Source organism: Halomonas sp. TG39a (assembly GCF_000744395.1).
Classification (GTDB): domain Bacteria; phylum Pseudomonadota; class Gammaproteobacteria; order Pseudomonadales; family Halomonadaceae; genus Vreelandella; species Vreelandella ventosae_B.
Genome location: NZ_JQLV01000001.1, coordinates 2135111 through 2157842 on the forward strand (window position 1 = coordinate 2135111; position 22732 = coordinate 2157842).

18 protein-coding genes are annotated in these 22732 nt (G+C 56.3%); 8 read left to right on the top strand and 10 right to left on the bottom strand.

Features of this window, described 5'->3' with window-relative positions:
• Positions 1–5: 5 nt before the first annotated feature.
• On the bottom strand, positions 6–671 hold the full coding sequence (locus U738_RS09495) for a TVP38/TMEM64 family protein (protein WP_035579595.1): 666 nt from the start codon (positions 669–671) through the stop codon (positions 6–8).
• Positions 664–1080, bottom strand: coding sequence for an SRPBCC family protein (locus U738_RS09500; RefSeq protein WP_035579597.1), 417 nt, complete (start codon positions 1078–1080; stop codon positions 664–666). Before U738_RS09500 ends, U738_RS09495 begins: the two co-directional genes overlap by 8 nt.
• Before the next feature lie 221 nt (positions 1081–1301).
• Here U738_RS09500 and queC point away from each other — a divergent pair, with 221 nt between their 5' ends.
• From queC to U738_RS09520, 4 genes are read left to right on the top strand one after another with little or no spacing between them, the layout of a single operon-like run.
• A complete protein-coding gene (gene queC / locus U738_RS09505) occupies positions 1302–2015 on the top strand; it encodes a 7-cyano-7-deazaguanine synthase QueC (RefSeq protein WP_035579599.1) in 714 nt (237 codons plus the stop codon).
• Positions 2015–2659 carry a 7-carboxy-7-deazaguanine synthase gene (queE, locus tag U738_RS09510; RefSeq protein WP_035579601.1) on the top strand — a complete coding sequence of 215 codons (645 nt, stop codon included), beginning with the start codon at positions 2015–2017 and terminating at the stop codon, positions 2657–2659. Before queC ends, queE begins: the two co-directional genes overlap by 1 nt.
• Positions 2659–3507 (top strand): 6-pyruvoyl trahydropterin synthase family protein, encoded by an 849-nt coding sequence (locus U738_RS09515; RefSeq protein WP_035579603.1) that lies wholly within the window; start codon positions 2659–2661, stop codon positions 3505–3507. The genes queE and U738_RS09515 overlap by 1 nt, the downstream gene beginning before the upstream one ends.
• A gap of 6 nt (positions 3508–3513) precedes the next feature.
• On the top strand, positions 3514–3771 hold the full coding sequence (locus U738_RS09520; RefSeq protein WP_035579605.1) for a YkgJ family cysteine cluster protein: 258 nt from the start codon (positions 3514–3516) through the stop codon (positions 3769–3771).
• Here the strand turns inward: U738_RS09520 and U738_RS09525 are convergent.
• Both U738_RS09525 and U738_RS09530 read right to left on the bottom strand, forming a co-directional pair.
• On the bottom strand, positions 3768–7667 hold the full coding sequence (locus U738_RS09525) for an AAA family ATPase (RefSeq protein WP_035579607.1): 3900 nt from the start codon (positions 7665–7667) through the stop codon (positions 3768–3770). The genes U738_RS09520 and U738_RS09525 overlap by 4 nt on opposite strands.
• Before the next feature lie 27 nt (positions 7668–7694).
• Positions 7695–8324 (bottom strand): tRNA-(ms[2]io[6]A)-hydroxylase, encoded by a 630-nt coding sequence (locus U738_RS09530; RefSeq protein WP_035579609.1) that lies wholly within the window; start codon positions 8322–8324, stop codon positions 7695–7697.
• 608 nt (positions 8325–8932) lie between these two features.
• Between U738_RS09530 and acnB the strand changes: the two genes are divergently transcribed.
• The 3 genes from acnB to U738_RS09545 all read left to right on the top strand — a co-directional run bounded on the left by acnB (position 8933) and on the right by U738_RS09545 (position 14206).
• Positions 8933–11536: a bifunctional aconitate hydratase 2/2-methylisocitrate dehydratase gene (gene acnB, locus U738_RS09535; RefSeq protein ID WP_035579611.1), complete on the top strand. Its 2604-nt coding sequence runs from the start codon at positions 8933–8935 to the stop codon at positions 11534–11536.
• A 186-nt stretch (positions 11537–11722) separates the two neighbouring features.
• Complete coding sequence (gene rraA, locus U738_RS09540) at positions 11723–12220, top strand: ribonuclease E activity regulator RraA (protein ID WP_035579613.1); 498 nt, start codon at positions 11723–11725, stop codon at positions 12218–12220.
• Between the two features lie 42 nt (positions 12221–12262).
• The gene (locus tag U738_RS09545; RefSeq protein ID WP_035579615.1) at positions 12263–14206 is read left to right on the top strand and encodes a glycerophosphodiester phosphodiesterase family protein; all 1944 of its coding nucleotides are present in this window, start codon (positions 12263–12265) and stop codon (positions 14204–14206) included.
• A gap of 8 nt (positions 14207–14214) precedes the next feature.
• On the opposite strand, the gene ggt is transcribed toward U738_RS09545, so the two are convergent.
• On the bottom strand, positions 14215–16005 hold the full coding sequence (gene ggt, locus U738_RS09550) for a gamma-glutamyltransferase (protein WP_035579617.1): 1791 nt from the start codon (positions 16003–16005) through the stop codon (positions 14215–14217).
• 107 nt (positions 16006–16112) lie between these two features.
• Complete coding sequence (gene ppsA / locus U738_RS09555) at positions 16113–18488, bottom strand: phosphoenolpyruvate synthase (RefSeq protein ID WP_035583407.1); 2376 nt, start codon at positions 18486–18488, stop codon at positions 16113–16115.
• A 271-nt stretch (positions 18489–18759) separates the two neighbouring features.
• Between ppsA and ppsR the strand changes: the two genes are divergently transcribed.
• Complete coding sequence (gene ppsR, locus U738_RS09560; RefSeq protein ID WP_035579619.1) at positions 18760–19593, top strand: posphoenolpyruvate synthetase regulatory kinase/phosphorylase PpsR; 834 nt, start codon at positions 18760–18762, stop codon at positions 19591–19593.
• A 31-nt stretch (positions 19594–19624) separates the two neighbouring features.
• On the opposite strand, the gene U738_RS09565 is transcribed toward ppsR, so the two are convergent.
• From U738_RS09565 to U738_RS09580, 4 genes are all read right to left on the bottom strand, one after another.
• Positions 19625–20203, bottom strand: a complete 579-nt coding sequence (locus U738_RS09565; protein WP_007114399.1) for a hypoxanthine-guanine phosphoribosyltransferase — start codon at positions 20201–20203, stop codon at positions 19625–19627.
• Between the two features lie 48 nt (positions 20204–20251).
• Positions 20252–21283, bottom strand: coding sequence for a beta-N-acetylhexosaminidase (gene nagZ / locus U738_RS09570; protein WP_035579621.1), 1032 nt, complete (start codon positions 21281–21283; stop codon positions 20252–20254).
• Positions 21284–21346: 63 nt separating this feature from the next.
• Positions 21347–21883, bottom strand: a complete 537-nt coding sequence (locus tag U738_RS09575) for a L,D-transpeptidase (protein WP_035579623.1) — start codon at positions 21881–21883, stop codon at positions 21347–21349.
• Positions 21861–22553 carry a TetR/AcrR family transcriptional regulator gene (locus U738_RS09580; RefSeq protein WP_035579625.1) on the bottom strand — a complete coding sequence of 231 codons (693 nt, stop codon included), beginning with the start codon at positions 22551–22553 and terminating at the stop codon, positions 21861–21863. Before U738_RS09580 ends, U738_RS09575 begins: the two co-directional genes overlap by 23 nt.
• Between the last annotated feature and the right edge of the window lie 179 nt (positions 22554–22732).

Here is a 22732-nt window from a genome sequence, read left to right on the forward strand (position 1 = left end):
GTTTGCTAGGCGCCCCGCGCCGCTTCAACGCGGCGCCTGTACCACGCCCCTGCCAGCAGCAGTAGCGCCAGTGCTATCAGAGGCAGCACTACATCAAACTGCAGCGCATCCTCGTCTTCGATAGCCTCTAAGGCGCCGTATATCGCACTACTATAAACCGCCCATTTTATCGACAAACCCAAAGCCGCTGCCACTAGGTACGTCTTAAGAGGCAGATGGCGTAAACCTGCGGCAAAATTGATAACCGAGTGGGGAAAGCCGGGCAATATACGCATTGCGCACTGGGTCATTACATCGCTTCGCTGCTCTAACATCTGCATGACTTTTAAGGTCAGCCCTTGAGGATTCCAACGCCGCCCTGCCCGCGCCGCTATTTGATAAGCCCCCCATGCTCCCGCCACGCTACTGAGTGTCAGCATTACCGTGGCGATAAGCGGCGGGTAAAAAGGCGCAATAAGCCACAGCCCAATACTGCCCGGCAATCCTATGGCCAAGGTAACGGCCATGATTAGCATCACCCCCATAATCACCATCGGATAATGAGACGCCTGAGAAGCCCATTGCTTAACCGCCATCAAATCGGGCGAATACCATAGCCACACGTAGGCCAGCATGGCAAAACTTGCAAACCCTAGCGCCCAGCGCCAAGGATGTCGTGGTGGGCTATTCATTCAAGCGAGCTTCCACGCGCTCAAGAATTTGTCGGCTGACTTTTCCTACTAACGGCTTCGCCGCTTTGTTAACGGCTTTTTCCATCAGACGATTGCGGATCTCATAAGTGAGCGTCAACGCCACCTCGGTGCCTTCGGGCACCTCGCGAAGGCGATAACGCCCCTGGTTTTTTACGCCATCCAACGACTCCCAGGCAAGCACATGGGGGGGCTGAATCTCGGTCACCATGACATCAAACGACCAGTACATACCCACGGCGCGGACATGCCAGCGATAGCGATTTTCGCCCAGGGTTTCAATTGAGCGAATCAGGTCTGAGTAATCGGCAAAATCTTCGACACGGCGCAGTAGTTCGAACACGCGTTCGGGCGGCGCGTTAATGATTTCACTATGTTCAATCGTTGCCATTGGTTCGCCTCTAACAGCATGGAGAGATAGCGTAGCATGTTGATATTCATGCTGCCTGCCTACGCTTTTTTTACCTCAACAGGGTACGTCGATTGGCGCTAGAACTGGCCAGATTCACGACTATTGCGTAAACTGCCGCACTTCCGGACCGGACCCCGGAACGCCGCGCCAGCTCAACGCTGCTCGCGATTAATAAATTCTCCGACAAAGAGTGTTTTCTCATGTCATCAATACCCCCAGTGGCTGCTGACACAGCCACCACGACCGTTGTTATCTATTCCGGTGGAATGGACTCTTTTACCGTACTTCACCGCGCGCTGCGGGAAGGGCTTAACGTACACGCGCTTTCGTTTGACTACGGTCAGCGCCATGCCCGCGAACTCGATACTGCGCGCCAGGTTTGCACCTCTCTTGAGCTGCCCCATCAAGTGGTCGATATTCGTGCGATACACGGTTTGATTGATAATTCGGCGCTCACCAATCCCGAGCAAGCGATGCCCCAGGGCGACTATGACGCGGACAATCTACGCGCCACCGTGGTGCCTAACCGTAATATGATTCTGCTCTCCCTGGCGATTGCCAAGGCCGTTAATATTGGTGCGGAGCGAGTCGACTACGGCGCCCATGGCGGTGACCACGTTCTCTACCCTGACTGTCGCCCCGAATTCGTCGAGGCAATGAATCAAGTAGCGGGCATTGCCAACTTCGAGCCGGTAAAGTTACACGCCCCCTATTTATACACAAGCAAGGCCGATATTTTGCGCGAAGGCCTTGCCATGGGATTGGACTACGCCCATACCTGGACATGCTACGAAGGCCGTGAGCTCGCCTGCGGCGTATGCGGCAGTTGCCGCGAACGGCTGGCCGCCTTTGCGGCCAACGGTGTCACCGACCCACTAGCTTATAGCGTGAACAGCACAGCAGGTCAGTGCTGATGTATCAGGTCAAAGAAGCTTTTTATACCCTGCAAGGTGAAGGCGCCCAGGCCGGCAGAGCAAGCGTTTTCTGTCGATTTAGCGGCTGCAATCTGTGGTCGGGCCGTGAGGTTGACCGGGCAACGGCTAAATGCACCTTTTGCGATACCGATTTTATCGGCACTAACGGCATCAATGGCGGGAAATTTGCCACCGCCGCTGCCCTGGCCGAGCATATTGCTGCGCTCTGGCCCAGCCAGAGCGACAATGCGACGCCCTATGTGGTATTTACCGGCGGAGAACCGTTGCTGCAGCTCGATGCGCCGCTGATTGCCACCCTGCATAGCCATGGGTTTGAGGTGGCTGTCGAAACCAACGGAACGCTACCCCCACCCCCAGGCATAGACTGGCTCTGCGTAAGCCCCAAGGGCAGCAATCCGCTGGTCGTTACCCAAGGTGACGAATTAAAGCTCGTTTACCCCCAGGCAGATGCTCCCCCGGAGCAGTTTTCACGCCTTGGGTTTCACCATTTCTTTCTACAGCCGATGGATCTTGCTCCTCTCAATCAGGCTAAGACCACCGTCGCTGAAGCGACTGCTTACTGTATGGCTAACCCCCAGTGGCGACTGTCGCTGCAAATGCACAAATTAGCAGGTTTTGATTAATGTCCCTATTTGTTCAACAACTGACCCATATTGACGTATCCCTCTGGTGTTCTCAGCGCGGCTTAGTCGGCTGTAGCTGGCAGGTAGACGCAGTGCTGGATGGCGAGCTGGGCGAAGATGGCATGCTGTTCGACTTTGGTGAAGTTAAACCATGGATCAAACGCACGCTCGACAGCGGACTCGACCACACCCTGCTGGTGCCCACTCAAGCACCTGGGGTCACGGTGACGGAGTGCCCTGAGGGTGTCTGCGTACGTACCACCACCCCCTACCCCATGGAAGTACGCGGGCCGAAAGAGGCGTTTAGTTTACTGCCCTGGCAGGCTATTGATATGAACACGGTGGCCGAGCATTTAAGCCAGCAGCTCACCGAGCAGCGCCCAGAGAATGTCCATCAAGTCACTCTGACGCTTAGTGACGAAACTATCAACGGCGCTGCCTATGGCTACACGCATGGCCTGAAGCGCCACCTGGGCAACTGCCAGCGTATCGCCCACGGCCACCGCTCGCGGCTACATATCTTTCAGCAGGGGGTGCGTCAAGCCGAGCTCGAACAGCAGTGGGCGGCGTGGCTGGATAATCGCTACCTGCTTGAAGAGGCCGATATCACCTCAAGGGATAACAACTTCCTTACCTGCGGCTACCGGGCCGCCCAAGGTGATTTCTCCATTACGCTGCCACAGTCGCTATGCGCAGTTCTCCCCGGCCCTACCACGGTAGAAAATATTGCCGCTTGGCTGGCAAAAGAGGTTGCCACGCAAAGTGGGGTAACCACACGCATCCAGGCCTTTGAGGGCATTAACAAGGGCGCAATTGCCGCGTTTTCACCCAGTGCTATACCCAGGTGACAGGCTATGAGTGAAGGCTGTCGGGCGGGGTGTGGCGCCTGCTGCATCGCGCCCTCCATCAGTTCCGCCATCCCCGGCATGCCAGAGGGCAAGCCGGCGGGCGTTCGCTGCGTGCAATTAGATGAGCATAACCTGTGCCGTCTATTTGGCGACCCAAGCCGCCCCAGGGTTTGCGAGCGATTTAACTTTGACGCCAGCGTATGTGGCGAACACCGGGAAGAGGCGCTCGCCACCTTGACGTGGCTAGAACGGGATACCGGTTAGCCTTCAATGCCCACAGGGTGCGGCAAGCGCCGATCCAGCAAGCTGATCCAGCGGGTCAGCACCGGGGCATCGCTGTGGCTGACTTCGCTCAACAACCGCCTAAAGCTCTCCTTAGCCTGCTGGTCGTTAGGCTCAATGCGCGTTAGCCATAGCTCAAGAGCTGCCAACTCTTGGTGGCGATTGCCATGCTCGCGGGCCTGGTTAATTGCCATTTCAGCCAGTGCTTTGACTTCATTGGCAGGATGCCCAAGCAGCTCACGCACCTTAGCCAGCTGGGTGGCTAATTCGGGCAGAAACAGCGTGGTGCGCTCCCGAGCAATCACCAAGCACTGGTCAAGGTACTCCTCTGCAGCATTTAGCTCACCCAGCTCAATACAGGCATCCGAGTACCACAACACCGGCCGCTGGTAGCGGTCGCGACCATTCAATTCCGCCATCTGATCCAGGCTATCACGCAATTGAGCCAAGCCAGTGGCATCACCCGCCAGGGCGCGTTGCCAGCCGAGAATACACTGGCTGGAAATTTGCCATAGCTGTAAATCTGGCGTGCCGGTCATTGCCGCCGCCCGCTCCGCATGCCGTGTGGCCAAGTGAACGTGGCCAAGCTGGCGATAGAGTGCCGCGGCAAACAGTAGTGCCAGCGCCAAGGTGCCGGGGTGGGCAATCTTCTCCGCCAAACGGATCGCTGCCGATACCTGACGCTCGGCGCGTTGATAATCACCCCGCAGGCACAGCGCCCAGCCTTGGAAACAGGCGGCCGAGACTTGCGGGTGATCGGAGAACGGCAGCCATTCGATCATCATCTGCGCATTGAGCGGGTCGATTTCATCCAGATGGTCGTGGGCCTGCTGAATACGACCGGCCCAATACTCGCAGTTGGCACGCGCATAGTCGGCCAAGCGGCGATAGCGTGGGTCTTCAAGGCGCGCGGCAATATCGGCGAGCGTCGACGCCAGGGCGAAGGCATCAGCATGGGCATAGCGCTGGCTACGCCCCACCCAAAGCCCCCATTTGACCAGGAATATCTGCTCTAGATCTTCTGGATCTTCCAGGCTATCGGTGCCCGATTCGCGCAGCAGCTCACGGGCACGCACAAAGCTTTCGTGAGCGGTTGGCGAGCCGTGTCCCTCTAATGAAAACGCCGCCTGACCACGCACGGTGAGTAGGCTCACTTCACGCTCAATCTCATGCTCAACGTGGCGCAGGCTCGCCAAACCAAAATCGGCCATGCGTAGCGCGGTTCGGTTAGCGCTGACTTTCAGCGCCTCTCGTGCAGCTAGCTCAAAGTAGCGAGCGCCACGGGCGTAGTGACCGCTACGACGCAGATGGGTGGCAAAATCACCGGGGTGGCGACTAATCCATACCGGGAAGCGCTCCTCTATTAAGGTCACCACCTGCTGGTGCAGTTTTACCCGCACATCGCGCGGACAGGAAAGATAAGCAGCTTCTTGCAACAGCTGATGGCTAAACTGGTACTCGTGCTCACCGCTGTCTTTATCGACCGGCTCTATGATCTCCAAAACGCGCATATGCTCGAGCGCTTGGTTCAGCCGCCCTTTTTCCCAGCCGCTGCACTCCTGTAAGAAATCCAACCGGAAGCGCTTACCCAGCACGGCTGCCACATGGGCAATTTCTCGATCGCTTTCCAGTTGATCAATACGGCTGGCCAATAGACCCAGCAGCCCTTTGGGGAGTTCGTCGAACTGGACACTGCGCCCTTCGCGACGATCCATATCCAAGCGGCGACAAATCTCCTGCATATACAGCGGCACGCCATCGCAGCGTTCAATAATCTGGTTACGTAGCCGCGGGCTCATGTGAATACGATAACGCCGCGAAAGCTGTGACAATAGCCGTGAGGACTGCTGCGCATCCAGATTACCCAAGCTAATTTGCTGATCCCAATGCAGTTTTACCGGCAGCAGTTCGCGACCGTGATGGCTAGCCACCAGCATAAAGGCAGTATTGATGGGCAAGCGTGCCTGTAGCCCGGCGAGCACTTTAAAGGAAGGCTCATCCAGCCACTGGAGATCGTCGACCATCAGCACCAGGGTATGAGTAGTCGCCTGGCGCTCGATTAAGCGGTGCAGGAACATCACCACCAGCTCAACGGCTTCACCGCTTTGGGCAAGCTGGGTAATCTCCTGAACTTCGTGCAACCCAAGCGCCTCTTCCAACAGCTGCTGACGCTCAGGTGTAAGCTGATCAAACTCAAGCGTTGCCTGAAGCGCGTGAATCGCCTCGACGGTCAGCGGTTGTTGGAGGTACCAGCCCACCAGCGTGCGGGCAACCCCGTAGGGATCGAGCACCGACAGCCGCGTGGTGGGCTGCCAGCAAATAGCCGCATCGCGGCTAAGCTCTAACTGGCGAAATCCGACCATCAGCGCTGATTTGCCCATACCCGATGCGCCGCGCACCAAAACGCTTTGACGCAAGCCAATACCTGCCCGCGCCAGCGCATCACGCAGGGTACGCAGCGAGGTTTCACGCCCAACCAGGCTAGGCGGCAGCGCATCGCGGCCGCCTTCGTTTTGGCCTAACACCAGCGCACGCAAACGTACGCGGCCGTCGCTAGCCACCAAGCGCGATACCAGCCGTGGCTGTAGATCAAGCGCTGGCGGCATATGCTGGCTGGCCTCCTGTGAGATCACCAGCTCACTGCCTTCGGCCGCACTCATTAATTCCAGAGAGGTTTGGGTGACTTGTCCAAGGGGATCGGCCAACTGCCGCTCGGGCAAGTAAACAACGCGCCCGCTGTGCAAACCAGCCGCCAGTTCGAACTGCGGCACTTCGTCTTCGCCAGACCAGTGACGGGCGCTCTCTTGGGGAAGCGCCTGGCGGCAGTGCTCATAGAGCGCCACCAACTCCGCCAACTGGTGAGCGGGTCCATGGGTGCCGAAACACGCCAACCCCAAGCCACCGGTGGCGCCGGGCAACCAAAAACCGCCTAGGTGATGGCACTGCTGCTCTAACCAACGCAGCAACTCTAACTGTAGCGTTAGGCAGTGGCGCGTTGCAGCTCGGTCTTGCCACTCCCCTTTTAAACGTAGCCGGATAGCCATCACGGAGAGCTGTCGCAGCTCAATTTCATCTTCACGCAGAGGCTTGCTGTCCGCCGCCAGCGCACGTGAAAAAGCGCCTTGGGGGCTCATCATGCGAGGGTCGTGGTGACCGTCGGACCAATAGCTGGCCAACTGCAAAAAGCTGGGCTCAGGCTGCTGCCCTGACAACGCAAGTAACTGCAAGTAGCTATTATACTGCTCGTGAGCGGCGGCCATTTGGTTCTGCTCGGCAAGCTGGCGCACCAGACGCTCATGAAAGGGGCCGTAGCCTGAAAAACGACTCACCAAGGTTTCCAGAATCAGGTCCGGCACATCGCTGTGAGCGTCGAGCACCTGTTCAGCAAAACGGATGACGCGCTGACGCCACTCATTGCGTACCTGGACTAGCCAGCGCTGAAATTCACTACAGCTCGCCAATTGAAGCTCTTCAATCAGATCGCCTTGGTAGCAAGCCATCAGCGCTTCGAGCGTATCTAAGTCGCGCGGCCCTTCGAGCAGCTGCTGCAGCGTATGCAGGTCGACTTTCCAATGAGCTGGAAGCTGGAAGGCAATCGTTTGCCGGGAGACACTCAACACTTGGTCGGCACTCTCACCTAGCGACTGGCGCAAACAGTGCAGCGCGTGACGCAGGTTAGTTCGACCAGAAGATAATCCCTGGTCGGGCCACAGTAGTTCGGCCAGCGCGGCCCGGTTAACCGGCTGTCGGTGCAGCAGCAGATAAACGAGCAGCGCCTTCACTTTGTCGTAACTAAAGTGGGTTAAGACGTCTTCGCCCTGGGTAAGCGAAAAGTGACCGAAGAGAGTTAACTGATCTGTTTCACGAGCATCGCGCATGATAAACATCCTGCCGGGCTAAGCGGCTTAAGCTGGCACACCGCTATGAAAACGAAAAGCCGTATCGGGCGAAGTAATCAGCTCCGCTTCACGCGCTACAAAAAAAGTGATTCGCTCATCAATCGAGTCCGATGTCTGCTGGCGAGCCAGTAACAGATAGTCCTCAAAATGACGACCTTCTGACTTCACCAAAGTGCGATAAAACCTAGCAAGCTCTTCATCTAAATAAGGAATCAAGCAAGCAAATCGTTCACAGCTACGCGCCTCAATAAGGGCGCCAATGATTAACACATCGATGAGCCGTTCGGGGTCGTTGCTGCGTAAGTGCTGCCTTAAGCCTTCCGCATAGCGTGAAGCAGTTAGGTGCCGGTAGGCCACGCCACGGGCCTCCATTAGTGCGACCACCTGTTCAAAATGCAGCAACTCTTCACGCGCCAACTGCGACATTTTGCTAAGCAAAAGAGGCTGATCAACGTAGCGATAAAGCAAGCTCATCGCCGTAGAAGCCGCTTTTTTTTCGCACTGCGCATGGTCAATCAATAGCGTTTCCGGGTTTTCAAGCGCCCATTGTAGCCACGCTTCGGGGGTCGAGCAGGCCAAAAACTGGTGCAAACTTTCCGGCAGCAGATCATCCGCTTTCACCGCGTGATCAGCCATTTGCAAAGCACTCGCTTGTGTAGCGGGCTGTGATATACCAGGTTGTATCAACATAATACCATTACCAATCTTATATCTCACTATTGTACAACATATAAGCGCACAAGGCGCTTAGTTCCCTGTTGCATTGCGTTCTTCATAGCCTTCATCGTCTATAACTAATGTAGCTGTGCGTTTAAAAATGCTCCACACACTTTTATTGGCACGCTGCTATCAGCACCAGCAGTCATTAGCGTGGCGCTAAGGTTATAAAGTGAGGACTATGGTAACGCGCTGTAACCACAATCACACCCACACCGCGGGTGGTTGGCGATGAAATGGAAAAAACTTTCCTGATTTTGAGCCAATTGGTCTATAAAAAGCGCTTTTTTGACCCGTTTAAATCGTGGCATCAACATAAAGTACAACAGCCGTCGCTGCTTGCCAGCTTAACATTGTCGACAGTTTGGCGTAGAATCTCAGCCATCCAACCACACGCTGTTTGTCAAGCGTATGTCGTATGTGGTCGGCCCATTGCCCAACGCGGTATGACCCACAGCGTGCAACGAGGCCGTCACCATAAGCTTAATGAGAACGTCAAATGAGAACGTCAATGAGAGGGCCCCAACGTGCTTGAAGCTTACCGCCAACATGTAGAGGAACGTGCCGCTGAGGGCGTCCCGCCCAAACCCCTAACCGCCGAACAAGTCGCCTCACTGGTTGAGCTACTGAAGACGCCACCGGCCGGTGAAGAAGAATTTATTCTCGACTTAATCACCAACCGCGTTCCGCCGGGTGTTGACGAAGCCGCTTATGTAAAAGCCGGTTTCCTCACTGCCATCGCTAAAGGTGAGGCAAGCTCTCCGCTGATCGACAAGATCCACGCCGTTAAGTTGCTTGGCACTATGCAGGGTGGCTACAACATCGTATCGATGGTAGAGCTACTCGATAATGAGGAGCTGGCCCGCGAAGCAGGCGAACAGCTCAAGCACACACTGCTGATGTTCGACGCCTTCCACGATGTGGAAAGCCGTGCCAAAAACGGCAACAGTGTCGCGAAAGAGGTTATCCAGTCCTGGGCTGACGCCGAGTGGTTCCTGTCAAAACCAGCACTGGCGGAAAAAATCACCCTTAGCGTGTTTAAGGTTCCTGGCGAAACCAATACCGACGACCTCTCTCCTGCGCCGGATGCCTGGTCACGCCCGGATATTCCGCTCCACGCCAATGCTATGCTCAAAAACGAGCGTGACGGCATTGAGCCAGTGGTTCCGGGTACCACTGGCCCGCTCAAGCAGATCGAAGACGTTAAAGCCAAAGGTTTCCCAGTCGTTTATGTAGGCGACGTTGTGGGCACCGGTTCATCGCGTAAGTCAGCCACCAACTCCGTACTGTGGTTTTTCGGCGACGATATCCCCTACGCTCCCAACAAGCGCGCTGGCGGTTTCTGCTTTGGCAGCAAAATTGCGCCTATCTTCTTTAACACCATGGAAGATTCGGGAGCCCTGCCGGTTGAGATGGACGTCACCCACCTCAACATGGGTGATGTCATCGATGTTTACCCCTACGCGGGTAAAGTGTGCAAGCACGATAGCGATGACGTTATCACCACCTTTGAGCTTAAAACGCAGCTGATTCTGGATGAAGTACGCGCTGGCGGCCGTATTCCCCTGATCATTGGTCGCGGGCTCACTGGCAAGGCGCGTGAGTCGCTGGGCCTACCCACTTCTGACGTTTTCCGCCTACCTGATCAGCCCAAAGATACTGGCAAAGGCTTTACCTTAGCGCAGAAAATGGTGGGTAAGGCGTGTGGTTTGGACGGCGTTCGCCCTGGCATGTACTGCGAACCCAAGATGACTACCGTTGGCTCGCAAGACACCACCGGACCGATGACCCGTGACGAGCTGAAAGACCTGGCCTGCCTGGGCTTTCAGGCTGACCTGGTCATGCAGTCGTTCTGTCATACCGCCGCTTATCCGAAGCCGGTGGATGTGGATACCCACCACACCCTGCCCGACTTCATCATGAACCGCGGCGGCGTTTCGCTGCGCCCTGGCGATGGTATTATTCACAGCTGGCTGAACCGTATGCTGCTGCCCGATACAGTGGGCACCGGCGGCGACTCGCACACCCGTTTCCCGCTCGGCATCTCGTTCCCAGCCGGTTCGGGCCTAGTCGCCTTTGCCGCTGCCACCGGCGTCATGCCGCTGGATATGCCGGAATCGGTACTGGTTCGCTTTAAAGGCAAGCGCCAGCCTGGCGTAACCCTGCGCGACCTTGTTCACGCTATTCCGCTCTACGCCATCAAGCAAGGCTTGCTGACCGTTGATAAATCCAACAAGAAAAACGCCTTCTCTGGGCGGGTGTTGGAAATTGAAGGTCTGGAAGATCTGACCGTAGAGCAAGCTTTTGAGCTTTCTGATGCGTCCGCCGAGCGCTCTGCCGCTGGCTGTACCATTACCCTGTCAGAAGAGAGCGTTACTGAGTACCTCAAGTCCAACATCACTCTGTTGAAGTGGATGATGGGCAACGGTTACGGCGACGAGCGCACCATCAGCCGTCGTATTGAAGGCATGGAAGCGTGGCTGGCCAACCCAAGCCTGATGCGCGCAGATCAAGACGCCGAGTACACCGAAGTTATCGAAATTGATCTGGCTGAAATTAAAGAGCCGGTTCTTTGTGCGCCGAATGACCCGGATGATGCGCGCCTGCTGTCTGAAGTGGCAGGCCAGAAAATCGACGAAGTCTTTATCGGCTCATGCATGACCAACATCGGCCACTTCCGGGCTGCCGGCAAACTGCTTGAAAAGCAGCCTGCCGGCAGTTTAAAAACCCGCCTGTGGCTGGCACCACCGACGAAAATGGATCAGCATCAGCTGACCGAAGAGGGCTACTACGGCATTTACGGCCGTGCCGGTGCCCGCATGGAAATGCCGGGTTGTTCACTGTGTATGGGTAACCAGGCCCGCGTTGCTGCTAAGAGCACCGTGGTGTCTACGTCTACACGTAACTTCCCGAATCGCTTGGGCGACGGTGCCAATGTGTACCTAGCCTCAGCGGAACTGGCGGCCGTTGCCGCAGTAGAAGGACGCCTACCCAGCGTTGAAGAGTATCAACGCTATATGGGTGAGTTTGACGCTATGGCGGGCGAGATTTATCGTTACATGAACTTTCACGAGATTGAGGAGTATCAAAAGATCGCCTCAAACGTGATACCGGTCGCTCAAGAAGCCTAACGTTCGTTAAGCACTTGAGATAGACCGCCCCATCGCCGATGCTCGCAACATCGCAGAAGATGTGACAGGTTGCATTTTCTGAGTCGATGACCGAACGCCCCGCCACTGTTTTACAGGGCGGGGCGTTTTTTTTGCACGGCCCGCTTAGCTGTCTATGCTGATACTAACCTTTCATAACAGGAACCTATGATGACGAACTCGATTGATATCGTGACGCCCGATCTCTGCGATGCACACCCGGAGGTCGCAGTGCTGGAACCGCTGTTTGCCAATTTTGGTGGGCTTGACGCCTTCTACGGCCCTATTCGTACGATAAAGTGCTTTGAAGATAACTCCATGGTCAAGCAGGCCGTCGCCGAGCCGGGTAACGGCGCGGTGCTGGTGGTTGATGCGGGTGGCTCCCACCGCTGCGCCATGCTGGGGGATATGCTCGCTGAACAGGCGGTCGCCAATGGCTGGGCGGGCGTCGTCATGTACGGCTGCGTGCGCGATGTGGATATACTCGCCGCCCTGCCGATTGGCGTTCAGGCGTTGGGCAGCCACCCGCGCAAAAGTGAAAAGCGCGGTGACGGTCAGCGTGATATCAATGTCACTTTTGCCGGTGCCACCCTGCAGCCCGGCCAGTGGCTGTATGCCGATAACAACGGCATTATTGTTGCTGACCATGAGCTGCCGCTTGCTTGAGAACAACGCTTTATTAACGAAGATTGTTTTAAATAGAGCCCCTTGCCAGGTGTGGCGGTTACTGCCACCCTGGTGGCTCATTCTTACCGTTTCATGACGATGCAGCCTTTGACCTACCTTGGCTCTGCCTTACTGCGCACATTACGCGATCATCTTCGCCCACTGATCGCCTACCACCTGTTTTTTACCCTGCTCGCCTCAGCCTTGCTGCTGCCAGCGATCACCTGGGTGACGCGTGGACTGCTAGCGCAGCTTAACCGTACCGTGGTCACCAACGACGAGTTGATTGGGCTACTCTTCAGCCCGCTGGGGCTGATCGGCATGCTGGTAGGGCTTGGCTTCACGTTTGTGATTATTTATTGGCAGCAGGCGGGCATGCTGCAGGTGGCCGTCAGACCCCGCGATAACCACTATCGGCTAGCTCTTGAAGCGCTCTGGCTGAGTACCCGACGGCTGCCCGCTTTGGCGGGTCTGGTGATACTCCAGGTAGGCACCCACTTATTATTGCTGGCACCCTTTATGGCCGGGTTAGCATGGCTTTACGATGTCTGGCTAGGCGGTATAGACCCCTACTACCTGCAGCGCGTGCGCCCCCCCGTACTGTGGTATTTCGTTGCCTGCGCACTGCCGCTGATAATCGCTTGGGCGTGGGCAGCGTCATGGCTCTACCTGCGCTGGCTGTTAGCACTGCCTCTAGTGGCCCTGGAACGCTGCAGCCCGTGGCAGGCACTTAAGCGTAGCGTCACCCTAACCCGTGGCTGGCGCCGCTCTATTGGCGCTGCGGTGCTGCTGCTCCTGGTGCTGATTATCAGCCTGCCACTGCTGGTGACGCTGCTGTTTGACCGGTTATTTACGCCGCTACTGTGGTGGCTACCAGAGCATAATGCCGTGCTTATCCCGGCGATGCTCGCCTACTTACTCGGCTATGTCCTGGTCACACTGGCCATTACCTTTATCGGTATTGCCGCCAATGCGCTGCTTTCCGCCTGTCTGTATATGCAGTTAGCCCACCGCGAACCCCGCCCAGCAGCCCCTGCTGAGGACATTAACGCAGGCAAGCTGGCCTGGGCAGTTGAACTCAGCGTGCTGATTTTTGCCGGACTTCAAGCGTGGTGGATTCTGAATAGCTTTGAGATACGTGACAATGTCGCGGTCATTGCCCACCGTGGCAGCTCCATGGTCGCGCCTGAAAACACCCTTTCCGCGTTAGAACAGTCCCTGATCGATGGCGCTGACTATATCGAAATTGACGTGCGCTTGAGCAGTGACCAGCAGGTAATGCTCTACCACGACCGCAGCATGGCGAGGCTCACCGGCGATAACCGCGAGTTTGGCGAACTGACCAGAGAGCAGCTTAGTCAATTCGATGTGGGCAGTTGGTTTGGCGATGCTTTTCAAGGCGAGAATATTCCCGGCTTGGACGAAGCTCTCGAAAGAGTCCGTGGCAAAGCGGGGTTAATGATTGATATCAAGCCGCTGCCAGGTCAAGAACAGGCGTTAGCCGAGGCCGTTATTGACGCCTTAAATGCAGAGAGCGACGTACGCTATCGCTGCTGGGCGACCCAACAAAGCGCTTTCGACGGCTATACGGCGTGCGGTTTCCCTAATGCGCTAATGGATATGCGCATGGCCACCATGTCGCCAACACTGCTGGAATATCTGAATGAGCGTGCACCAGCGCTGCGCGTGACCTTACTGGCCCAGCTTATTCTGCCCGGCACACTGGATCGGCGCGACTTTGATGCACTGGGTCTACGACATAACCGTATTACGGAAGGGGAAATACGCTTAGCACGCCTATATGGGTACGAAATACACGCCTGGACCGTCAATGATCGAGCCCGAATGTCGACGCTGATTGATCTGGGTGTCGATGCGATCATCACCGACTACCCAGATCGCTTAACCGAACTAATTCATGACCGCCGCGAATTAAGCGACGGTGCATTGATGCTGGTCAAGCTGCGTAACTGGCTCCGCCAATAGGCATTCACTTAATCGCCCATGACCACGCCTTCGCGACGGGGGTCAGCGCCACCAAACAGGCTGCCATCTTCAAGGCGCATAATGGCTTGGAGCCCGCTGGTGAGTTCTCGCTCGCTGACCGTGTGGCCGCGCTCGCGCAGTGACTCGATGGTCGCCTCAGGAAAACGCCCCTCCTCCACATAGACATCCCCGCCAAGTGTTATAGCATGGGGAAGGTTGAGCGCTTCCTGCGCACTCAAGCCCCAGTCACGCATCGCCACTAACGTACGCGCAGTATAATGAATAATGGCAGCACCGCCCGGCGATCCAAGACTTGCCACTAATTCACCGCTGTCCTGATTGAATACCAGGGTCGGACTCATGCTGGAACGTGGACGTTTGCCGGGCTCGACTCGGTTTGCCACCGGTTCGCCATCGACCTCAGGCACAAATGAAAAGTCGGTGAGTTCGTTATTAAGCAGGAAACCACCGGTTAGTCCCGTGCCGCCATCGGACATAATCCGCGAGCCAAACGCCTGCTCGATGGTGGTGGTCATCGCAACCGCGTTGCCCTCCTCATCGACGATGCTGATGTGGCTGGTACCGTACTCGGGCTGCTCGGGCTGGCTAGCCCAGCTAACGCTTAGCTCGCCAGGATTACCTGGTTCCGCGCTATCGCCCATACTCATCTCTTCGATAAGCGCACTGCGCTGCTCAAGATAATCGGGCGCCAGCATCAGCGACCAGTCGCCACCCGGCGCCTCGACAAAGTCAGGGTCGGCGATGTAGCGGCCACGATCGGCAAATGCTAAGCGCGACGCTTCTAAAAACTGGTGCAGCCACCCGCTGCTGGAAACACCATCATCTAGCGGGGCCTCAAGCAACGGCTGCTGATCAAGCATGCCCAAAATCTGCATCACGGTCAGATGACCCGACGAAGGCGGCGGGAAGCCGCACACTTCCCACTGCTGCCAAGGCGTACACAGCGGCTCGCGGTCAAGCGCCTCATAGCCACTCATGTCCTCCATCGACAAGCTGCCTGGGCGCTCAGGGTGGTTCTGAACGCGCTCAACGATGTCTTCGGCTACGGCCCCTTCATGCAGGGCGGCGCTGCCTTGCTCAGCGACTTGGCGTAAAACCGCTGCCAAGGCAGGGTTTTTGAGCGTTTCACCGACGGCAATGGGCTCGCCTTCAGCATCGTAATAAAATTGGCTCGCCAGAGGGTCTTGTCGCAGGAACTCATCGCTTTCAAGGCTGGTGTGCAGCCGGTTGCTAACGGCAAACCCCTCTTCTGCTAAGGTAATCGCCGGTTTAAACAGCTCCGCCCACGCCAGTTCACCATGCTCAGCGTGAGCCTTCTCAAGCATACGCAGCGTGCCCGGCACGCCTACTGATAGACCGCTAACCACCGCGTCGTTAAACGCCATCGGCTCACCATCCTGTAAAAACAGCTCGCCATTAACGCCCTGGGGGGCCGTTTCACGCCCATCGTAGGCACGCACTTCGTCGCCGTCGTAGAGCATCAAAAAAGCGCCGCCGCCGATACCGCTGGATTGCGGCTCCACCAAATTCAGCACCATTTGCACCGCAATGGCCGCATCAATAGCGTTACCACCGGCTTTAAGGACTTGATAACCAGCATCGGTGGCTAGCGGATTGGCCGCGGCCACCGCAAACGACTCCGCCGCCCAGCCCGGCTTCTCTTCGTAACCAGACTCGCTTTCGGGTGAAATTGAAGGAGTCTCATAGCTAAACCCCCAGCTATATAATGGCGCCACCAGCAAAACAGGTAGCGCGAACTTAATTGACTTTGGGGACATCTCAGCGCTCTCCGCGACAAATTAAAAAACCACTCCAGAAGAGTAGCCTATAAAAACAACGACGCCCGGCACAATGGCCGGGCGTAAATTAGTCAAAATAAATATAACTATTCGATTTTTTGCCCTGCGAGCATAAACCAGGTTTCCAGTACCGCGTCGGGATTAAGTGATACAGAGTCAATACCCTGCTCCATCAACCATTTAGCCAGGTCAGGATGATCTGACGGCCCCTGCCCACAGATACCCACATACTTGCCTTTCGCCTTGCACGCCTGAATTGCCATTGCGAGCAGCTTTTTAACCGCCCCATTACGCTCGTCAAACAGATGCGCCACGATACCCGAGTCACGATCCAAGCCTAACGTTAGCTGAGTCAGGTCGTTTGAGCCGATGGAGAAACCGTCAAAATACTCCAAAAACTCGTCGGCCAGCAAAGCGTTAGCCGGCAGCTCGCACATCATAATCACTTTCAAACCTGTGGGGCCGCCCCGCTCCAGGCCGTTCGCGGCCAGTAGTTCTACCACCTCACGCGCTTCGTCGGTGGTGCGCACAAAGGGCACCATGATTTCGATATTCTCGAAGCCCATCTCTTCGCGCACCCGCTTCAGTGCCCGACACTCAAGCTCAAAGCAGGGCCGGAATGCCTCTGAAATATAGCGTGATGCCCCCCGAAAGCCCAACATGGGGTTCTCTTCACCCGGCTCATAGAGCTTGCCGCCAATCAGGTTTTCATATTCGTTTGATTTGAAATCTGACAGCCGCACGATGACACGCTGGGGATGGAAAGCCGCCGCCAGCGTAGAGATGCCTTCAACCAGTTTATCGACATAGAAACTCACCGGGTCGCTATAGCCCGCGGTACGTAAATCGATCACCTGCTGCAAGTCCACCGGCAGCGTGTCGTACTCCAATAACGCCTTGGGATGGACGCCGATCATGCGGTTAATGATAAATTCGAGACGCGCCAAGCCAACACCTGCGTGAGGCAGACTGGCAAAGCCAAAGGCGCGGTCGGGGTTGCCCACATTCATCATGATTTTGAAGGGGATCTCCGGCATGGCATCGACACTGGAGACTTTGCAATCAAACTCCAGCAGCCCCTCATACACATTGCCGGTATCGCCTTCCGCACAAGAGACCGTGACGTCGATACCCTCTTTTAACTGAGTCGTCGCATCACCACAGCCCACCACCGCGGGGATGCCCAGCTCGCGGGCGATGATCGCCGCGTGGCAGGTCCGCCCGCCGCGGTTGGTGACGATCGCGGAAGCCCGCTTCATGATCGGCTCCCAATCCGGATCAGTCATATCGGTGACCAGGATATCGCCATCAAGGATTTTATCCATATCGTCAGGGCTGAGTACGACTTTGACAGTACCCCGGCCGATGCGCTGACCAATCGCCCGACCGGTGATTAATGTGCGACCCTTTTCACGCAGTTGGAAGCGCTCAAGCTTGCCGCCCTCTTGCTGGGAGACCACCGTTTCAGGGCGGGCTTGAACGATGTAGAGCTCACCGTCGTCGCCATCCAACGCCCACTCAATATCCATGGGGCGCTGGTAGTGCTGCTCAATGGTCATCGCCTGACGGGCCAGATCCATGACTTGCTGATCATTAAGGCAGAAACGGCCGCGATCCGAGTGCGGCACATCGACGGTTTCCACCGATCTACCGGCGCTGGCGTCCTGGCCGTAAACCATCTTGATCAGCTTGGAGCCTAAGTTACGCCGCAGCACCGCCGGACGGCCCGCCGCCAGGGTCGGTTTATGAACGTAGAACTCGTCAGGGTTGACGGCGCCCTGCACCACGGTTTCGCCCAAGCCCCACGAGGCGGTGACGAAAACGGCCTCTTTAAAGCCGGATTCGGTGTCTAGGGTAAACATAACACCTGCCGCGCCGGTCTCTGAACGCACCATTTTCTGCACGCCTGCCGACAAGGCGACATTTTCGTGGGCGTAGCCGCGGTGGACACGGTAAGAGATTGCGCGATCATTAAATAGCGAGGCGAAAACTTCGTGCACCGCACGCTTGATATTGTCGAAGCCCTCAATATTAAGGAAGGTTTCCTGTTGACCAGCGAAGGAGGCATCGGGCAGGTCTTCAGCGGTCGCCGAGCTGCGCACAGCCACTTTCAACTGCGGGTGTTGTTGCTGCAACTGGCCGTAAGCATCGCGCAAGGCCGCTTCAAAGCTAGGGGGTAGCGGTGTATCGATGATCCATTGGCGAATATTGCGACCCGCCTCGGCCAGCGCCTTAACATCGTCGACATCCAGGCGAGCCAGGGTGGCATTAATACGCTCGTTTAACCCTTCGTGGGAGAGAAATTCACGGTAAGCGTGGGCGGTAGTGGCAAAGCCACCGGGCACCGTTACGCCAGCACCGGAGAGGTTGGAAATCATTTCACCCAGCGAGGCGTTTTTACCACCTACGCGTTCGACGTCGGCCATGCCCAGCTGATCGAACCACAGAATGTACTCTTCCACGTAACCCCCTCGCTCATAGATATCGGCATGGCCACTGATATGGGCATTAATGCCGTGGGCCATGGATAATTCAATGGCTACCCTAGCACCGCGCCAATACATTCGCCATTGGTCTAATAGCGAAGAGAGTGGAGGATTTTTACAACAGCGGCGCTTTTTTGGCTATTTATGTAGTCAGGCCCATCCGACGCAGCCATAGCGGCCGATGACACGTTGTGCTGGCAAACGCCTCGGCACACAATAGGCGGATCACTCATCAGTGGATTTCGTTATGAGACGTACGGCTTTTTTTATTTCAGATGGTACCGGGATCACGGCGGAAAGTTTAGGCCGTAGCTTGCTGGCTCAGTTCAGCGATGTTGAGATCGATATGCTGACCAAGCCCTATATCGATACGTTGGAAAAAGCTCAGGCGTTAGCCGCAATTATTGAGTCAACGGCCAACCGCGACGGCCATCGCCCGATCATCATTGATACCATTGTGGATCAACAGATTCGCGATGTTATTCGTCAGGCATCCGGGTTTAAAGTCGATATTTTTTCCACCTTCCTGGAGCCCTTGGAGCAGGAGTTAGAGACGCACTCTTCCTACAGCGTTGGCCGCACCCATTCGATTGGCAGTGATGACGTTTACATGGACCGCATACACTCCGTGCACTTTGCGCTGGATAACGACGACGGTGCCCGGACGCATCAATACGATAAGGCAGATATCATTCTGGTCGGCGTTTCGCGCTGCGGCAAAACCCCTACTTCGCTCTACCTGGCTTTACAGTTCGGCATTCGAGCGGCTAACTATCCGCTGACAGAAGATGATTTAGACGAAGATGGCATGCTCAAGCTACCCAAGGCGCTCGTGCCCCATCGGCAAAAGCTGTTTGGCTTAACCATTGATGCGCGGCGCCTATCGGCGATTCGCAACGAGCGACGTCCCAATAGCCGCTATAGCTCGATGGATCAGTGCCTGCAAGAAGTGGAACAGGCAGAGTCGCTCTACCGCACCATGCACATTCCCTATATTGATGCGACACGCTTCTCGGTCGAGGAGATTTCCACACGAATGATTGCCGAAACCGGCTTAGCGAGGCGCTTCTCGCCCCGCTAAGCCTAAAACATCACCACAAGCCCTCAGCGGATCACATGCCCTTGGGGGCAAAAATTCCCGGTGCGTTGCGCCAGTAGCCTTTGTAATCCATGCCAAAGCCAAACACATAGCGGTCGGCCACTTCCAGGCTGCAGTAGTCAGCTTTTAAACCGGGCACTGCTTTGCGGTTGTGTTGTTTATCCACCAGCACCGCCGTGGTAACACTGGCGGCCTGGGCTTCTTCACAGTAGGCCAAAATCGCCGCCAGGGTCGCGCCTTCATCCAAAATATCGTCGACGATAACAACATGACGACCGGCCATCGGCACTTCCGGAGAAACCCGCCAAAATAGCTCGCCGCCACGTAGCTCGTTGCGGTAGCGAGTGGCATGCAGATAATCCACTTCCAGCGGGAAGCCCAAGCGGGTCAGCAGGTGCCCCGTGGTAATTAAGCCGCCATTCATCACGCAGTAAAACACCGGCAGTTTATCGCCTAAATCTCGGGTGATAGCTTCTGCCATGCGGTCAAGCGCCCGCTCTACTTCTTGCTGCGAAATTAAGCAGTCGGCGTTATCCATTAGTTCGCGCATCGAGTCCAACGACTCTAAGGCTTCTTTATCCAGCTTTGACATCTACCAACTCCACGCGGGTGAAAAGCTTCATTTATTTGAGCAAGCGATTTATTCAGCGCTGGGCTTGGGCTTATCCGCCAGCGCTTCCAACTTAGCGTGGGCACGCCGCCAACGTCCCAGCGCACTCAGTGCATCCAGGTCTGGCCGCGCGCGGCTATAGCGCAACTTGGCGGGGCGCTTGTTATTGATCCCTTGGCACGCCTCCATGACCTCAAGCGCGGCGGCTCGGTCATTACACACCAGCAGCATATCGCAGCCTGCTGCGAGCGCGGCTTGGGCACGCGCCTTGGGTTCGCCCGCTTCGTGGGCGCCCGCCATACTCAGATCATCAGAAAAAATGCAGCCTTTGAAGCCTAGCGACTCCCGTAACATACCCAACCAATTGGGTGAAAATCCTGCGGGGCGTGTATCGAAAGCGGAGTAAATAACATGCGCAGGCATGACCCCATCTAACTGCGAGGCTAACTGGGTAAAGGGCACAAGATCGTGCTGTTTAATCACGTCTAGCGGGCGACCGTCTATCGGTAGGGCAACATGGGAGTCCGCCGCCACCCCACCATGGCCGGGGAAGTGCTTGCCCACTGCGGCCATACCGGCATCGTGAAGCCCTTGAATAAAGGCGCTGCCCAGCTGGGCCACGTGCTGGGGATCACTGCTAAAACTGCGGTCACCAATAACGCTGGAGAGGCCGCTCTCAACATCCAATACCGGAGCGAAACTAAGATCCAGCCCGCAGGCGGCCATCTCCATCCCCAACAGCCAACCGGCGTCCTTGGCTAACGCCAGACCGTCTTCCGGGGAAGCGCGGTAGCACTCGCCGATACGCGCCATGGCAGGCAGGCGTGTTAAGCCCTCTTTAATACGCTGAACGCGACCGCCCTCCTGATCCACTGCGAGCAGTAAATCAGCCCGCACGCGGCGAATATCGCTGCACAGCTGGCGCACCTGGTAGCCATTTTCGACATTGCGGGCAAATAGAATAACGCCCCCTACCGTCGGTTCCAGCAACAGGCGTTTTTCTGCCGCCGTCAATTTTGGGCCTTCAAGGTCAAGCATGACCGGGCCTAACGGTTGAGTCATCGTGATAGGTCCATGAAAAGGGGCGATGATTCTAGACGATCGTCTAGCGGTGTCAAAAACTTATCAATCAAAGGATTGCCGTCCGCCGTGCAACCAAACCGGGGTGCCCGGTAACGCGAGCGCAAAGAGGGTTAGCAAATCACTATTACGTAAACGAATGCAGCCGTGGGAGGCCGCAACGCCCATGGGTTCGTCAGGCGGTGTGCCGTGCAGGTATATATAGCGCCGTTGCGAGTCCACCTGACCGCCGCGGTTCACGCCCTTTTCTAATCCGCAAAGCCACAGAATGCGGGTCAAAATCCAGTCACGCTCTGGATGCGCTTCGGCTAGCGCGGATGAAAACGTCTCGCCTGTCCAGCGGCGGCCTCGAAACACTGCGTTGTCGGGCATATCACCGCCAATGGCGGCGCGCACATAGTGCCAGCCGTAGGGGGTTTTACCACTACCATTACGCTCCCCGACACCGGCGGCAGCGGATGAGATCGCACACTCATGGAGCACTTTCGGCCCTCGCCAGCAGCGCAGCAGCTGCTGGGTAGTATCAATCTCCAGCCAGATATTCTCAGCCGGGGGTAGCTCAGCTAGCGTAGGCGTTCGCATGTTTTCCTTCTTCTGGCTTGGCTTCTTCAAGGGCGAGCGGTAACGGTGCATTCATGGCCGCCACAACGACCGGCAGCAATCGCTTGACTAAATCACGTACTGAAACCTGTTCGTGATAATCTTTTTCAGCGATATCACGCAGTGCATCAAGGCCGGACAGGGTAAATATTACCGTGCCAAGCATAAAGTGTAGCCGCCAAAAGCGCTCCGCGTCAGGTAGGTCCGGCGTGGCTTGTCGCACCAGCTCGGTGAAGCGGGTAAACACATCGCCATACTCTTGCTGGATATAGCGCCTAAGATGCCCCTGTGCCTGGCTGTAGGCAAGGCCGAGCAAGCGCATAAACACTTTTAAACTATTGCGTTCAGCGGGCACTGCAAGAACGGTGGTTGCCATGGTTTCGAGCAGGGTTTCAAGCTCAATAACCCGCCCAGCATGCTGTCCTTCCAGCTCATCAAGGGCGGTGTGAAAACGCTGGGTGAAGGGGTCCAAATAGCGGGCAAAGACGGCCTGAATCAAGGCTTTTTTGGAGCCAAAATGGTAATTCACAGCGGCTAAATTGACGCGCGCTTTGCTAGTGATGTTGCGCAGCGAAGTTTCGGCAAAACCCCGCTCTGCAAACAGCACCTCGGCAGTATCGAGTATACGGGTCACCGTATCAGATTGAGCCATGTCGCTCTCCAGGGAAACAGGTGTTTAAAACATAGCAAAATACTATGCCATAACCATGGCGGTCTCAACGCTTGATTTATTAACAAAATACAGCCCGTTAAATAAGCAGAAGCTTAGTTTCAAACGATTAGAAAAATTGCATAGACATCGAAGATAGCCACTGACAAGGCATATACTGG

Coding starts and splice junctions, on each gene's coding strand:
- U738_RS09575 (WP_035579623.1), bottom strand. CDS start 21,883: ATGCGAACGCCTACGCTAGCTGAGCTACCCCCGGCTGAGAATATCTGG.
- U738_RS09580 (WP_035579625.1), bottom strand. CDS start 22,553: ATGGCTCAATCTGATACGGTGACCCGTATACTCGATACTGCCGAGGTG.
- U738_RS09530 (WP_035579609.1), bottom strand. CDS start 8,324: ATGGCTGATCACGCGGTGAAAGCGGATGATCTGCTGCCGGAAAGTTTG.
- U738_RS09500 (WP_035579597.1), bottom strand. CDS start 1,080: ATGGCAACGATTGAACATAGTGAAATCATTAACGCGCCGCCCGAACGC.
- rraA (WP_035579613.1), top strand. CDS start 11,723: ATGATGACGAACTCGATTGATATCGTGACGCCCGATCTCTGCGATGCA.
- nagZ (WP_035579621.1), bottom strand. CDS start 21,283: ATGACTCAACCGTTAGGCCCGGTCATGCTTGACCTTGAAGGCCCAAAA.
- U738_RS09525 (WP_035579607.1), bottom strand. CDS start 7,667: ATGCGCGATGCTCGTGAAACAGATCAGTTAACTCTCTTCGGTCACTTT.
- U738_RS09520 (WP_035579605.1), top strand. CDS start 3,514: ATGAGTGAAGGCTGTCGGGCGGGGTGTGGCGCCTGCTGCATCGCGCCC.
- queC (WP_035579599.1), top strand. CDS start 1,302: ATGTCATCAATACCCCCAGTGGCTGCTGACACAGCCACCACGACCGTT.
- U738_RS09495 (WP_035579595.1), bottom strand. CDS start 671: ATGAATAGCCCACCACGACATCCTTGGCGCTGGGCGCTAGGGTTTGCA.
- ppsR (WP_035579619.1), top strand. CDS start 18,760: ATGAGACGTACGGCTTTTTTTATTTCAGATGGTACCGGGATCACGGCG.
- U738_RS09515 (WP_035579603.1), top strand. CDS start 2,659: ATGTCCCTATTTGTTCAACAACTGACCCATATTGACGTATCCCTCTGG.
- queE (WP_035579601.1), top strand. CDS start 2,015: ATGTATCAGGTCAAAGAAGCTTTTTATACCCTGCAAGGTGAAGGCGCC.
- U738_RS09565 (WP_007114399.1), bottom strand. CDS start 20,203: ATGTCAAAGCTGGATAAAGAAGCCTTAGAGTCGTTGGACTCGATGCGC.
- ggt (WP_035579617.1), bottom strand. CDS start 16,005: ATGTCCCCAAAGTCAATTAAGTTCGCGCTACCTGTTTTGCTGGTGGCG.